The sequence below is a fragment of the Metapseudomonas boanensis genome (assembly GCF_018704125.1).
Classification (GTDB): Bacteria; Pseudomonadota; Gammaproteobacteria; order Pseudomonadales; family Pseudomonadaceae; genus Metapseudomonas; species Metapseudomonas boanensis.
In genome coordinates, this window is sequence record NZ_JAGTIS010000002.1 from 604,212 (window position 1) to 617,520 (window position 13,309).

Genomic DNA, 13,309 nt, shown 5'->3' on the forward strand with positions numbered 1-13,309 from the left:
AGCGCGCCAGCACGGCGGATGTCTGCATGCCGAAGCCCTCCGACTCGCCACAACGCAGTCCTCGCTCTGCCCGCCCGGTCTATCCGGTGCTGGCCGGGCTCTTGCTGCTGTTAGGACTCAGTCTGTGGCTGGCCCTGCAGGGTGGGCGTGGTGAAGAAGCACCGCCGCTCGGGCAGTCGGAACCCGGCACGCCTCCCGCCGCCATGGTCGACGAAGCCCTGTGCAGTGGCTGCCACAGCCCGCAAACCAAGGCCTGGCAAGGCACCCACCATCAACTGGCGATGCAGGCGGCCAGCGAGTCCAGCGTGCTCGGCGACTTCAATGATGCGCACCTCCAGGAGGGTGAGGACACCACGCGTTTCTTTCGCAAGGATGGCGGCTTCTGGATCAACGCCAAAGGCCCGGACGGCACACTCGCGGACTTCAAGATCGCTTACACCCTGGGCGTGGCGCCGTTGCAGCAATACCTGATCGAACTGCCCGGCGGTCGCCTGCAGGCCCTGGACCTGGCCTGGGATACCGAGAAGCACGCCTGGTTCCAGCCAGCCCCTGGCCAGGGCGTGACCTTCAAGCATCCGCAGCACTGGAGCCAACCGCAGCAGAACGCCAACGCCCAGTGCGTCGATTGCCACAGCACTGGCTACAAACGTAACTTCGACCCAGCCAGCAACACATTTGCCAGCCACTGGAACAGCCTTGGCGTCGGCTGCCAGGCCTGCCATGGCCCTGCCTCCCGCCACCTGGAATGGGCAGCGAAAAGCCGCGACTCGGCCAATGCCGGCATTACCCAGAAGCTGTCCAGGGTGGACAACGTCACCGAGGTGGAAACCTGCGCCCGCTGTCACGCCCACCGCGCACCGCTGGGCGACGGCTCAGGCCACGCCCAGCGGCTGATGGACGACTACCTGCCCAGCGCACTCACCCGCGAACTCTATGAACTGGACGGCAAGATCAAGGATGAGGTGTTCGAGTATGGTGCCTTCACGCAAAGCACGATGTTCGCCAAGGGCCTGCGCTGCAGTACCTGCCATGATCCGCACAGCACGACGCTGAAGGCGCCGGGCAACGGCGTTTGCCTGCAATGCCACAACCCCGCCGAAAAGCGCCTTGCCGGCATCGACGACAAACGCCTGAAGGCCAAAGACTACGAGTCTCCCGAACACCACCACCACCGTCAGGGGCAAGCCGGCTCGCAATGCGTGGACTGCCATATGCCGGGCAAGCTTGCCAGGGGCAACGATTTGCGCCACGACCATGGCTTCAGCCTGCCCAACCCTGCGCGCGCGCTCAGGCTGGGGACGTCCGACGCCTGCCTCAGCTGCCACCGCGCAACGCCCGGGGACCGCTTGGCCGAGCAGTTCCGCCAGTGGTACGGCGATGACAAACGCGGCGCCCCCCGTTACGACGACAGCCTTTGGCTGGTGCGCAATGGCAAGCCCGGGGCTTCACGGGCCTTGTTCCAGCAACTGGAGACCAAGGACCTGCCAGCCATCCGCCGCGCCACACTTCTGGCGGAGCTGCCCACCTACCCCAGCGAACGCGCGCTCAAGGCCGCCGCCAACGACCTGGTGAACCCGTCGCCGCAGGTGCGCGAAGCCGCGGTAAAGGCTGTTGCCGCCCTGGTGCCGCCGGAGCAACGGCGCAACCTGCTGGCACCGTTGCTGATCGACCCCGTACGCGCCGTGCGCATCGCCGCGGCTTATGAGCTTCTGCGCCTGCGCGCCACTGGGCTGGGCAATTACGAAAAGAGCTGGACCAAGGCCATTGGTGAATACGAAGCCGCACTGCTGAGCCAGCAGGACCGCGCCGAGGCCAACCTCAAGCTGGCCGTCCTCTACCAGGCCAACGGTCGTTCCGATGACGTTGAGCACTACCTGCGTGCCGCCCTGCAGCGCGATCCGGACTACCTGCCGGCACTGGTCGGCCTGATCCAGTGGCTGGACAGCAATTTCCGCTGGGAAGAGGGCCGAGCGCTGCTGGACCAAGCCATCGCCAATCATCCGCAATCTCCCCTGCTACAGCAGGCCAACGGCCTGGCGCTCATGCGCAAGGGCGATCGCGAGGCCGCCTTGAAAGCCTTTGCAGAATCCACACGACTGGAGCCGGACAACGGCCAGTACGCCTACGCCTACGCCGTGGCGCTACACGACAGCGGACAATTGGAGCCCGCCTGCCAGCAACTGGAAAAGCTGCTGGAGCGTGAACCCGCCAACCGCGAAGCGCGCCTGGCGCTGATCAACTACTGGCGCGAGGCCGGGCAGATTCAGAAGGTGCAGGCGCTGCTCGCAGAACTGGAACAACTCAACCCGGACGATCCTTCACTGCGTCGCGAATGAACCGGAGCTCAGACTGGCGCCACGGCCGGCTGGCGATTTGCTGGAACTCAACGCCGGGCAGGTGAATCTGATACACGAGTTCACCTGTTTTTTGGAGTTGTTCCCATGCGTACTCGACTTTTTGCAGCGACCCTGGCCCTGATCGCCATTCCCATCGGCTCGGCGATGGCCGATGAAGACTTCTGGAAGAGTGTCATTTCCTCCGGCGCGACGACCGCGTCCACCTACGTCACCTTCAAGGACGACAAACTCATCGTCGCGGCCCAGGACGACGCCAGCAGCTTCGTGGCCAGCGGCGGCGAAATTCGCGGCCCGTACCTGGAGGCTGCGCTCAAGCAGATTCGCTCGGAAAACCCGGGTCTCCAGGCCAGCGACGAAGAGCTGGCCAGCGCGATCCTCGCGACCGAGAGGTGATCCCCAGAGCGCCAGGCAGGCCTGAGCATGCGGGCGTTTGACCACCGGCTCGACGGTATGAGAGTCGGGCCGAGCCATAGTGCAGGCACCTCAATCACCACGGAGGCAGTTTCATGCTCCGCTCAGTGCTTCAGGTCAGCGTGAATATCTCGGCAACGCTGGCCTTGCTCCTGTTCTTCGGTGCGAACCTGGTCATTCCTGCCTGGCCATTGCTCGACGAGCGTTCGTAAAGGACTAGTGTCCTGTCCGGTTAATTGGTTTATCTATCGCGGTCTTTGCAGGCTGCTTGCACTTCCCTCACCCGAACGCGGCCCGCCCTCCTCTCCCGGAGGGAGAGGGGAGACCAGCGCTCGCTCGGATTAAAGTCAACGAACTTAGCCAACAGGGCACCAGTGGCCCTGATTATCGAAGGGGCGGGCGTCCAAAAAGGTTGACGCAAGCCAGGAACCGGCCTGCGGTAGCGAGCTCTCCCGTGAATACGCACGTCACTCCCGGTACTCGTCCACTGGCACGCAGGCGCAGAACAGATTGCGGTCGCCGTAGACGTTGTCCACCCGGTTCGCCGATGGCCAGTACTTATGCGCGCGGGTATGCGCGGAGGGGGTCACGGCCTCTTCGATGCTGTACGGGCGCTCCCACACGCCGATGACATCCGCCAGAGTATGCGGCGCACGCTTGAGTGGGTTGTCCTCGGCCGGCCAGTCGCCGGCCTGGACCTTGGCGATCTCTGCGCGAATGCTCAGCATCGCCTCGATGAAGCGATCCAGCTCGTGTTTGTTCTCGCTCTCGGTCGGCTCAATCATCAGTGTGCCGGGCACCGGGAAGGACATGGTCGGGGCATGAAAGCCGTAGTCCATCAGGCGCTTGGCCACGTCCTCCTCGGTGATGCCGGTCTCTGCCTTGAGCGGACGCAGGTCGAGGATGCATTCATGGGCCACGCGACCATTGCGACCGCTGTAGAGCACCGGGAAGGCATCGCCCAGCTGCTTGGCCAGGTAGTTGGCACTGAGGATCGCCACCTCGGTGGCATCGGCGAGCTCGGGCCCCATCATGGCGATGTACATCCAGCTGATCGGCAGGATGCTGGCGCTACCCCAGGGCGCCGCGCTGACCGCGCCATTCTCAGGGTTGGGCCCCTTGAGTTCGACTACCGGGTGGTTGGCGACGAAGGGCGCCAGGTGCGCGCGCACGCCGATCGGTCCCATGCCGGGTCCGCCGCCGCCGTGGGGGATGCAGAAAGTCTTGTGCAGGTTCATGTGCGAGACGTCGGCACCAATGTCCGCCGGCCGCGCCAGGCCGACCTGCGCATTGAGGTTGGCGCCGTCCATGTAGACCTGCCCGCCCTCGCTGTGGATAACCTCGCAGATCTCGCGGATGCCCTCTTCGTACACACCATGGGTCGAGGGGTAGGTCGCCATCAGGCAGGACAGCTGGCCACCAGCCTCAGCGGCCTTGCGCTTGAGGTCCTCGAGGTCGACGTTACCCTCGGCATCGCACTCGACGATGACCACACGCATGCTCGCCATCTGCGCCGAGGCCGGGTTGGTGCCGTGGGCCGAAGCCGGGATCAGGCAGATGTTGCGGTGCCCTTCGCCACGGCTCTCGTGGTAACGGCGAATCGCCAACAGGCCGGCGTACTCGCCCTGGGCACCGGAGTTGGGCTGCATGCAGATGGCATCGAAACCGGTGATGGCGCGCAGCCAGGCTTCCAGCTCGGCGATCATCAGGCTGTAGCCCTGTGCCTGGTCACGTGGGACGAAGGGGTGCAGATGGGCGAATTCCGGCCAGGTGATGGGGATCATCTCGCTCGTGGCGTTGAGCTTCATGGTGCAGGAACCGAGCGGAATCATCGCCTGGTTCAGTGCAAGGTCCTTGTTCTCCAGCTGCTTGAGGTAGCGCAGCATCTCGGTTTCGCTGTGATGGGCGTTGAACACCGGATGGCTGAGGTAGTCGCTGGTCCGTGCGAGGTCGGCCGGTATGCCGGGGACGATCACCGCTTCGTCCAGCTCAGCGACACTGAGGCCGTGGTCGGCGCCGAGGAAGATGCAGAACAGCCGCTCGACGGTTTCGGGCGTGCTGGTTTCGTCGAGGCTCACACCCAGCTTGCCGCGGCCGAGGATGCGCAGGTTGATGCGCGAGGCCTTGGCGGACTCGATGATGGCGGTCTGGCTGCCGCCCACGTCCAGGGTCAGGGTGTCGAAGTAATACTGGTTATCACGATGCACGCCCTTGCGCGCCAGGCCCTCGGCGAGGATCGCAGTGAGCCGGTGCACGCGCTGGGCGATGCGTTTGAGCCCCTCCGGGCCGTGGTAGACGGCGTAGAAGGCGGCGATGTTGGCCAGCAGCACCTGTGCAGTGCAGATGTTGGAGTTGGCCTTCTCGCGGCGAATGTGCTGCTCGCGGGTCTGCAGGGCCATGCGCAGGGCCACATTGCCGCGCGCATCCTTGGAGACGCCGATGATGCGCCCGGGCATGGCGCGCTTGAATTCGTCGCGAGTGGCGAAGAAGGCTGCGTGCGGACCGCCGTACCCCATGGGCACACCAAAGCGCTGCGCGGAGCCGAATACCACGTCGGCGCCCAGTTCGCCCGGCGGGGTCAGCAGCAGCAGGCTGAGCAGATCGGTGGCAACGCAGACCAGGGCCTGTTGCCCGTGCAGGTGCGCGATCAGCGGACGCAGGTCGCGAATCTCGCCGTGGGTATCCGGGTACTGCAGCAGGGCACCGAACACCTGGTGCTGCGCGAGGTTATCCACAGCGTCGATCACCAGCTCGAAGCCGAAAGCATCGGCGCGGGTCTGCACCACCGAGATGGTCTGCGGGTGGCAATCCTCGTCGACGAAGAACAGGTTGCTCTTCGACTTGGCCACTCGCTTCGCCAGGGCCATGGCCTCAGCGGCGGCGGTGGCTTCGTCCAGCAAGGAGGCACTGGCGAGATCGAGGCCAGTGAGATCGATGGTCAGCTGCTGGAAGTTGAGCAGCGCTTCCAGGCGCCCCTGGGCGATCTCCGGCTGATAAGGCGTGTAGGCCGTGTACCAGCCGGGGGTTTCCAGCACATTGCGCAGGATCACGGTCGGCGTGATGGTGCCGTAATAACCCATGCCGATCAGGCTGGTCCAGACCTGGTTCTGTTCGGCATATCCGCGCAGCTTGGCAAGGGCACCCTGCTCGTCCAGCGCTGCCGGTAGCTCCAGCGTGCGATTGAGGCGGATTGCCGGAGGCACCGTCTGCACGATCAGCTCGTCACGGTTCGCCAGGCCAAGCTTCTCGAGCATGGCCTGCTGTTCGCGTTCGTCCGGGCCAAGGTGCCGGCGAAGGAAGGCGTCGGGCTGGTGGAGCTGGGACAACGAGGGCGTCTGGGACATGTTCGTGGCCTCTAGAAAACACAAAGCCTCGACTAGCGAGGCTTTGAAAGGATAGCGGGAGAATCAGCTATCGGCGTCGGCGGCTGCCTTGTAAGCGGCAGCGTCGAGCAGTTTGTCGAGCTCGGCGACGTCGCTCGGCTTGAGCTTGAAGAACCAGCTGCCGTAGGGGTCGCTGTTGACGCTCTCAGGGGCGTCGCTGACGGCGTCGTTCACCGCGATCACTTCACCGCCGATCGGCGAGTAGATGTCGGAGGCGGCCTTCACCGACTCCACTACGCCCGCTTCCTGGCCGGCGGCGAGGGTTTTGCCAACTTCCGGCAGCTCGACGAAAACCACGTCGCCCAGGGCTTCCTGGGCATGGTCGGTAATGCCGACGGTGATGGTGCCATCGGCTTCCAGGCGGGCCCATTCGTGACTGGGGGCGTAACGCAGTTCAGCGGGAATGTTGCTCATAGTGAGGTCCTCAGAGACTTTGGCGGATGGCCCGCCTGAAAATTTAGATCAAGGCTTTGCCATTGCGCACGAAGTTCGCTCGCACGACACGCACCGGATACCACTTGCCACGGATTTCCACCTCGGCGCGCTCACCGGTCGCCGCCGGCACTCGGGCCAGGGCGATGGATTTACCGAGGGTAGGCGAAAAACTGCCGCTGGTAATTTCGCCTTCGCCAACGCCCTCGACTCGCACCACCTGGTGGGCACGCAGCACGCCGCGCTCCTCAAGCACCAGGCCGACCAGTTTGCTGGCCACACCGGCATCACGCTCGGCCTCCAGGGCCTTACGGCCGATGAAATCGCGATCGGCCGGCTCCCAGGCGATGGTCCAGGCCATGTTGGATACCAGTGGCGATACCTCTTCGGTCATGTCCTGGCCGTAGAGGTTCATCCCGGCTTCAAGGCGCAGGGTGTCACGGGCACCAAGGCCGATGGGGGCGATGCCGGCACCGACCAGTTCACTGAAGAAGCCGGCTGCCTGATCGGCGGGCAGCATGATCTCCAGGCCGTCCTCGCCGGTGTAGCCAGTGCGGCAGATGAACCAGTCGCCCTCGGGCAGTCCCTGAAAGGGTTTGAGCTCGTGGATCAACGCGGCGCGCTCGGTGTTCACCAGCTCGGCAGCCTTGGTCCGGGCACTGGGTCCCTGGATGGCCAGCATGGCCAGTTCCACGCGCTCGCGGAGCTGGACATCGAAGCCCTGGCTACGCGCCTCCAGCCAGGCCATGTCCTTGTCGCGTGTCGCAGCATTGACCACCAGGCGGTAGCCGAAATCGGTGAGGTAGACGATGAGGTCGTCGACGATGCCGCCCTGCTCGTTGAGCATGGGGCTGTAGAGGGCCTTGCCAGGCACCAGCAAGCGCCCGACATCGTTCGCCAGGAGGATTTGCAACCAGGCCTTGGCCTGAGGCCCGCAGACATCGACCACGGTCATGTGGGAGACGTCGAAGACGCCACAATCGCGGCGCACCTGATGATGCTCCTCAACCTGGGAACCGTAGTGCAACGGCATGTCCCAGCCGCCGAAATCGACCATCTTGGCTCCCAGTGCCACGTGCTGGTCGTGCAGTGGAGTGCGCTGTCCCATGGGTTTCTCCTTCCGGGCTTGGCGAAGATGCGGTGGGCCGTCCTGGCCAGCTGGGCGGGTTGCCGCAGCGGGGTTCTGACGGGGTGGGCCGCAACGAATGGCGCGCATTGTAGCCGCAAGGTCGGAGACTGGACACTCCGGTCGGCGGCCGGTGATTCAGTGGCCGATTCGTCGCGCCGAGCGGCGTATCAGGCTGATTACCGGCAGCAGGCCAACCAGCACCAGTGTCAGCGCCGGCAGCGAGGCGCGGGCCCATTCGCCTTCGCTGGTCATCTCGAAGATGCGAACGGCCAGGGTGTCCCAGCCGAACGGACGCATCAGCAGGGTAGCCGGCATTTCCTTGAGTACGTCGACGAACACCAGCAGCGCCGCGCTGAGGGCGCCCGGCACCAGCAACGGAACGTAAACGCGCAAGAACAATCCGCTGCCGCCGACACCGAGGCTACGTGCGGCCTCCGGCAAGGAAGGACGAATCCGTGCCAAGCTTCCTTCCAACGGGCCGTAGGCCACCGCCATGAAGCGCACCAGATAGGCCAGTAGCAAGGCCAGTAGGCTGCCCAGCAAGAGCGGCTTGCCGGCACCGCCGAGCCAGCTGGACAGTGGGATCACCAAGTGGCTGTCGAGGTAGCTGAACGCCAGCATGATGGAAACCGCCAGCACTGAACCCGGGAGCGCGTAGCCGACATTGGCCAGCCCTACCGCCGCGCGGACGGGCCGGGTCGGCGCCAGACGTCGGGCGAACGCCAGCAACAGCGCCACGCAGACCGTGATCAGCGCTGCCATGCCACCCAGGTAGAGGGTGTGCAGGATAAGTCCGGCGTAGCGCTCGTCGAGGTCGAAGCGGCCACGCTGCCAGAACCACACCAGCAGTTGCAGCACGGGGATGACGAAGGCACAGGCGAATATCAGGCCGCACCAGGTGCTGGCTGCCAGGGCCTTGAGTCCTTTCAGCGGGTACAACGCCTTGCCCCGGGGGCGCTCGCTCGCCGGCCGACTGGCACCGCGCGCACGACGTTCGCCGTAGAGCACCAGGCAGACCCCGAGCAGCAGCAGGCTGGCCAGCTGCGCGGCACTGGACAGGCTGAAGAAGCCGTACCAGGTCTTGTAGATGGCCGTGGTGAAGGTATCGAAGTTGAACACCGCCACCGCACCGAAATCCGCCAGGGTTTCCATGACCGCCAGCGCAAGGCCTGCACCAATGGCCGGACGCGCCATCGGCAGTCCCACGCGCCAGAAGGCCTGCCAGGGCGACTGGCCAAGCACGCGCGCCGCCTCCATCAAGCCCTTGCCCTGGGCCAGGAAGGCACTGCGCGCCAGCAGGTAGACGTAAGGGTAGAAAACCAGCACCAATACCAGAATGACGCCGCCCGTGGAGCGTACACGCGGCAGCCGCAGGCCGCTGCCGAACCATTCGCGTAGCAAGCTTTGAACTGGGCCGGCAAAGTCGAACAGGCCGATGAAGACAAAGGCCAGGACATAGGCCGGTATCGCGAAGGGCAGCATCAGCGCCCAGTCCAGCCAACGCCGACCCGGAAAATCACAGAGGCTGGTGAGCCAGGCCAGACTGACGCCGAGCAGGGTCACGCCGACCGAAACGCCCAGCACCAGCACCAGGGTATTGCTCAGGAGCCTCGGCATCTGGGTATCCCAGAGGTGGGTCCAGATCTCGCCGTCCACTTCACCCCAGGACAGCACGAGCACGCTGAGCGGGAGCAGTACCAGGAAGGCGACGGCAAAGCTGATGGGATACCAGCGAAGCTGGGCGGAATGGGCCACGCAGAACCTCTCGGATCAAAACCAGACGCCCCGGATTAACCGGGGCGCCGAGTATGAAGTAGGAACCTCGATCAGTTCCAGCCGACGCGGTCCATCATCTTGATGGCTTCGGCCTGGCGTTTGCCGGCCACTTCCACTGGAATGCTGTCGGCCTTGAAGGCGCCCCAGGCGGCGACCTCGGCAGATGGCTTGACGGCCGGGTTGGCCGGGAACTCCTGGTTGATGCTGGCGAAAAGGCCCTGTGCCTCGTCGGTGGTCATCCACTCCACCAGGGCCTTTGCAGCTTCCGGATGCGGGGCATGCTTGGTCAGGCCGATGCCGGACAGATTGACGTGCACGCCACGATCGGCCTGGTTCGGCCAGAAGATCTTCACGCGCAGGTCCGGGTTTTCCTTGTGCAGGCGGCCGTAGTAGTAGGTGTTGACGATGCCGACGTCGCATTGGCCGGCGTCCACGGCCTGGATCACCGCGTTGTCGTCGGCGAATACGTCGGTGGCCAGGTTATTCACCCAGCCTTTGAGAATCTCTTCGGCCTTGGCGGCGCCGTGGGTCTCGATCAGTGTCGCAGTCAGCGATTGGTTGTAGACCTTCTTGGCGGTCCGCAGGCACAGGCGGCCTTCCCAGTTCGCGTCGGCCAGGGCCTCGTAGGTCGACAGTTCCTCGGGTTTGACGCGCTCGGTGGAGTACACGATGGTCCGTGCACGCAGCGACAGGCCGATCCAGCCCTGGGTGCTGGAGCGGTACTGGGAAGGAATATTGGTCTCGATCACCTTGGAGGTGAACGGCTGCAGGATACCCATCTGCTCGGCCTGCCAGAGGTTGCCGGCATCGACGGTGAGCAGCAGGTCGGCCACGCCGTTCTCGCCTTCGGCCTTGATCCGCTGCATCAGCGGGGCTTCCTTGTCGGTGATGAACTTGATGGGCACGCCAGTCTTGGCGGTGTAGGCGTCGAACACCGGTTTGATCAGCTCGTCGATGCGCGAGGAATAAACCACCACCTCGTCGGCAGCCTGGACCGATGTGGCAGCAGCGGCGGTCAGCGCCAGCAGCGCGAAGAGGGATTGACGTACCTGCATTGCGAGAGCCTCTGGATAGCAACGATGGCCTGAATGATAGTCAACCTCAGTTGCAGACAGAAGCGGTTTTTACGTCGGGGGTGTTTCCATTTTTCTCCCCTCTCGCGGAGTGAGAGGGGATCGGTCCGGATCCCGGCGAGGCCTTCCCTGTGGCAGCGAATTCATTGGCAATGTCTGCGTTAGCTGTCGCTAGCAATCAACAGCCGGGCTGAGATCCTTTTAGGAATGCAGCCACTTGCGACACTTGACGCAGGCAGCGCCAATTCATTCGCGGCGCTCAGCAGAGCGCCGCGATGCCCAACCAACTGACTCAGGCCCGCGCCAGCTCGGGCAAATCACCGGAAAGCCCCAGCGCCTGGCGCACGAACATTGCCTTGGCCTCGGGCATCCCGTCGACCCATTTCAGGCCGCTGTTGCGCAGCCAGCGCACGGGTAGCGGGTCAGCCTGGAACAGGCGCTCGAAGCCTTCCATGGCCGCCATCATGGCCAGGTTGTGCGGCATGCGGCGGCGCTCGAAGCGGCTCAACACACGCTCATCGGACAGGCGCTCGCCGCGACCGACGGCATGCAGCAGTACTTCAGCGAGCACCGCAGCATCGAGGAAACCCAGGTTGACACCCTGCCCCGCCAGCGGATGGATGGTATGGGCAGCATCGCCAATCAGCACCAGGCCTTCCTCCACGTAACGCTTGGCATGGCGCTGGCGCAGCGGGATGCACAGCCGCGGATCAGCGGCCAGCACCTCGCCAAGACGCCATTCGAAGGCCTTGCCGAGCGCCTGGCAGAACGCCGCATCGTCCAGTGCCATCAGGCGTTCGGCTTCCGCCGGAGTGGCCGACCAGACAATCGAGCACCAATGTTCGTCGCCTTCCCGGTCGAGCGGCAGGAAGGCCAGCGGCCCGTCATCGGTGAAGCGTTGCCAGGCCGTACGCTGGTGCGGTTCGGCGCAGCGCACGCTAGTGACAATGGCGTGGTGCAGGTAATCCCACTCACGGGTGGCGCAACCGGCGAGACGTCGCACAGCCGAGTTGGCGCCGTCGGCCGCCACCACCAACGGCGTGCGCAGCTCGCGGCCATCCACCAGGGTCAGCAGCCAGTCATCGCCGGAACGGCGCAGGCGCTCCAGGCGCGCACCGGGCATCAGGCCGATGTCGGTGTCATGCAGTGGCTCCATCAACGCATCCTGCACGACACGGTTCTCGACGATATGGCCAAGCACTTCGGCGTGCACGCTGGATGCGGAAAAGTGAATCTGCCCGGTGCCTGAGCCATCCCAGACGTGCATGTCGCTGTAGGGACTGCTGCGCCGCGCCTCGACACCGCGCCAGGCACCCAGGCGCTCGAGGATCCGCTGACTGGCAGCGGACAACGCGCTGACCCGCGGTTCGAAGGACGCGGCGCGATCGAAGGGTTTGACGCTGAGTGGGCTGCCGTCGATCAGCAGGATGTCCAGGCCGCTATCTTTAAGGGCAAGTGCCAGGGCACTGCCGACCATGCCGGCGCCGACGATGATCAGATCCGCTCGCATTTCCATATCAGGCCTGATGGCTCCCGTTTAGTCCGAATCGAGGCAAACCCGGTCAATCCGGGCGAGTCCCCAGGCCCATGGCCTGGCGGGCGAACCAGCGTTTCGCCGGTGGCAGCAGGTCGAGGCCAAGCAGGCCCAGGTTGCGACCAGCGGTAAGCAGCGGTTCGGCGTTGGAGAACAGGCGGGTCACCTGGTCGGAAAAACCCACCGTCAATTGCTGGTCCAACCGCTGACGTTGCAGGTAACCCTGGAGGGTGGCGAAGTCGCCCAGCGGTGCCGCGCCGGTCAGCAGCGTCTCAGCCAGGGCCAGGGCGTCACGCAGGGACAGGTTGTAACCCTGGCCGGCGATTGGGTGCAGGCTGTGGGCGGCATTGCCGAGCACCACCAGGTGCGAGCGCACCTGCTCCTCGGCCTCCACCAGCTCCAGCGGATAGAGGTGCCGCGCGCCAACCTGCTGGAAAGCGCCGAGGCGATAGCCAAAGGCATCCTGCAGCTCATCGAGGAAGCGCCGCTCATCGAGCTTGGCGAGGCGCTCGGCATCGTTGCCGGGGCGACTCCAGATCAGCGCGCAGCGGTTTTCCGGCAGCGGCAGCAAAGCCATTGGGCCAGAGTCGGTGAAGCGCTCGAAGGCCTGGCCACGATGGGCCTCCAGCGGGCTGACGTTGGCAATCAGCGCCGTCTGGCGGTAAGGCGTGCGCCGTACGCCGATGCCCAGCTGCTCACGCAGACTGGAGCGGCCACCGTCAGCGAGGATCGCCAGGGCGCAGTCGAGTTCGGTTTCGTCATTCAAGGTCAGGCGGTAGCCGTCCTCCAGGGCCTGCATGCGGGCGACCTCGGCCGGGCAGTGCCAGCTGACCACCTCGCTGTCCAGCGCCTGCCAGAGACACTGGCCCAGCCAGGCGTTTTCCACCACATAGCCCAGTGCCGGGACGCCCTCCTCAAGCGCCGAGAGACGCGCCGCGCCGAAGCGCCCGCGATCGGACACCTGGATCTGCAGGATGGGCTCGGCGCGCCGCGCGATGTTCTGCCAGAGGCCGAGGCGTTCGTAGATCTGCCGGCTGCCGAACGACAGCGCAGAAGAGCGCGCGTCGTAGCTCGGCTGGAAGCTGTCGCCGGGGGCGAAGGGCTCGATCAGGACGATCTTCCAGCCCCGCGCCCGGGCACCGTCCTGCAGGGCCAGGGCGAAACTGGCGCCGACCAGGCCTCCACCGATGATCGCGATCTGGTTCCGATGCATG

General features: G+C 65.0%; 9 protein-coding genes. 2 read left to right on the forward strand and 7 right to left on the reverse strand.

Features of this window, described 5'->3' with window-relative positions; genetic code table 11:
* Window positions 1-26: 26 nt before the first annotated feature.
* Together J7302_RS06770 and J7302_RS06775 are read left to right on the forward strand one after the other, a co-directional pair.
* Window positions 27-2,336 carry a tetratricopeptide repeat protein gene (locus tag J7302_RS06770; RefSeq protein WP_215372104.1) on the forward strand — a complete coding sequence of 770 codons (2,310 nt, stop codon included), beginning with the start codon at window positions 27-29 and terminating at the stop codon, window positions 2,334-2,336.
* Between the two features lie 105 nt (window positions 2,337-2,441).
* Window positions 2,442-2,750 carry a DUF2388 domain-containing protein gene (locus J7302_RS06775; RefSeq protein ID WP_215372106.1) on the forward strand — a complete coding sequence of 103 codons (309 nt, stop codon included), beginning with the start codon at window positions 2,442-2,444 and terminating at the stop codon, window positions 2,748-2,750.
* Window positions 2,751-3,235: 485 nt separating this feature from the next.
* On the opposite strand, the gene gcvP is transcribed toward J7302_RS06775, so the two are convergent.
* The 7 genes from gcvP to ubiH form a co-directional block, all read right to left on the reverse strand.
* A complete protein-coding gene (gene gcvP, locus J7302_RS06780; protein WP_215372108.1) occupies window positions 3,236-6,112 on the reverse strand; it encodes an aminomethyl-transferring glycine dehydrogenase in 2,877 nt (958 codons plus the stop codon).
* Window positions 6,113-6,175: 63 nt separating this feature from the next.
* Complete coding sequence (gene gcvH / locus J7302_RS06785) at window positions 6,176-6,565, reverse strand: glycine cleavage system protein GcvH (protein ID WP_215372110.1); 390 nt, start codon at window positions 6,563-6,565, stop codon at window positions 6,176-6,178.
* Between the two features lie 43 nt (window positions 6,566-6,608).
* Entirely contained in the window at window positions 6,609-7,691 is a 1,083-nt protein-coding gene (gene gcvT, locus J7302_RS06790; RefSeq protein WP_215372112.1) for a glycine cleavage system aminomethyltransferase GcvT, read from the reverse strand.
* A 156-nt stretch (window positions 7,692-7,847) separates the two neighbouring features.
* A complete protein-coding gene (locus J7302_RS06795) occupies window positions 7,848-9,467 on the reverse strand; it encodes an ABC transporter permease (RefSeq protein WP_215372114.1) in 1,620 nt (539 codons plus the stop codon).
* 71 nt (window positions 9,468-9,538) lie between these two features.
* Window positions 9,539-10,543, reverse strand: coding sequence for an extracellular solute-binding protein (locus J7302_RS06800; RefSeq protein WP_215372116.1), 1,005 nt, complete (start codon window positions 10,541-10,543; stop codon window positions 9,539-9,541).
* Between the two features lie 310 nt (window positions 10,544-10,853).
* The gene (locus J7302_RS06805) at window positions 10,854-12,077 is read right to left on the reverse strand and encodes a 2-octaprenyl-3-methyl-6-methoxy-1,4-benzoquinol hydroxylase (RefSeq protein WP_394359076.1); all 1,224 of its coding nucleotides are present in this window, start codon (window positions 12,075-12,077) and stop codon (window positions 10,854-10,856) included.
* A 46-nt stretch (window positions 12,078-12,123) separates the two neighbouring features.
* The gene (gene ubiH / locus J7302_RS06810) at window positions 12,124-13,308 is read right to left on the reverse strand and encodes a 2-octaprenyl-6-methoxyphenyl hydroxylase (protein ID WP_215372119.1); all 1,185 of its coding nucleotides are present in this window, start codon (window positions 13,306-13,308) and stop codon (window positions 12,124-12,126) included.
* Window position 13,309 lies beyond the last annotated feature (1 nt).

Coding starts and splice junctions, on each gene's coding strand:
- J7302_RS06770 (WP_215372104.1), top strand. CDS start 27: ATGCCGAAGCCCTCCGACTCGCCACAACGCAGTCCTCGCTCTGCCCGC.
- J7302_RS06775 (WP_215372106.1), top strand. CDS start 2,442: ATGCGTACTCGACTTTTTGCAGCGACCCTGGCCCTGATCGCCATTCCC.
- ubiH (WP_215372119.1), bottom strand. CDS start 13,308: ATGCATCGGAACCAGATCGCGATCATCGGTGGAGGCCTGGTCGGCGCC.
- J7302_RS06800 (WP_215372116.1), bottom strand. CDS start 10,543: ATGCAGGTACGTCAATCCCTCTTCGCGCTGCTGGCGCTGACCGCCGCT.
- J7302_RS06805 (WP_394359076.1), bottom strand. CDS start 12,077: ATGGAAATGCGAGCGGATCTGATCATCGTCGGCGCCGGCATGGTCGGC.
- gcvP (WP_215372108.1), bottom strand. CDS start 6,112: ATGTCCCAGACGCCCTCGTTGTCCCAGCTCCACCAGCCCGACGCCTTC.
- gcvH (WP_215372110.1), bottom strand. CDS start 6,565: ATGAGCAACATTCCCGCTGAACTGCGTTACGCCCCCAGTCACGAATGG.
- gcvT (WP_215372112.1), bottom strand. CDS start 7,691: ATGGGACAGCGCACTCCACTGCACGACCAGCACGTGGCACTGGGAGCC.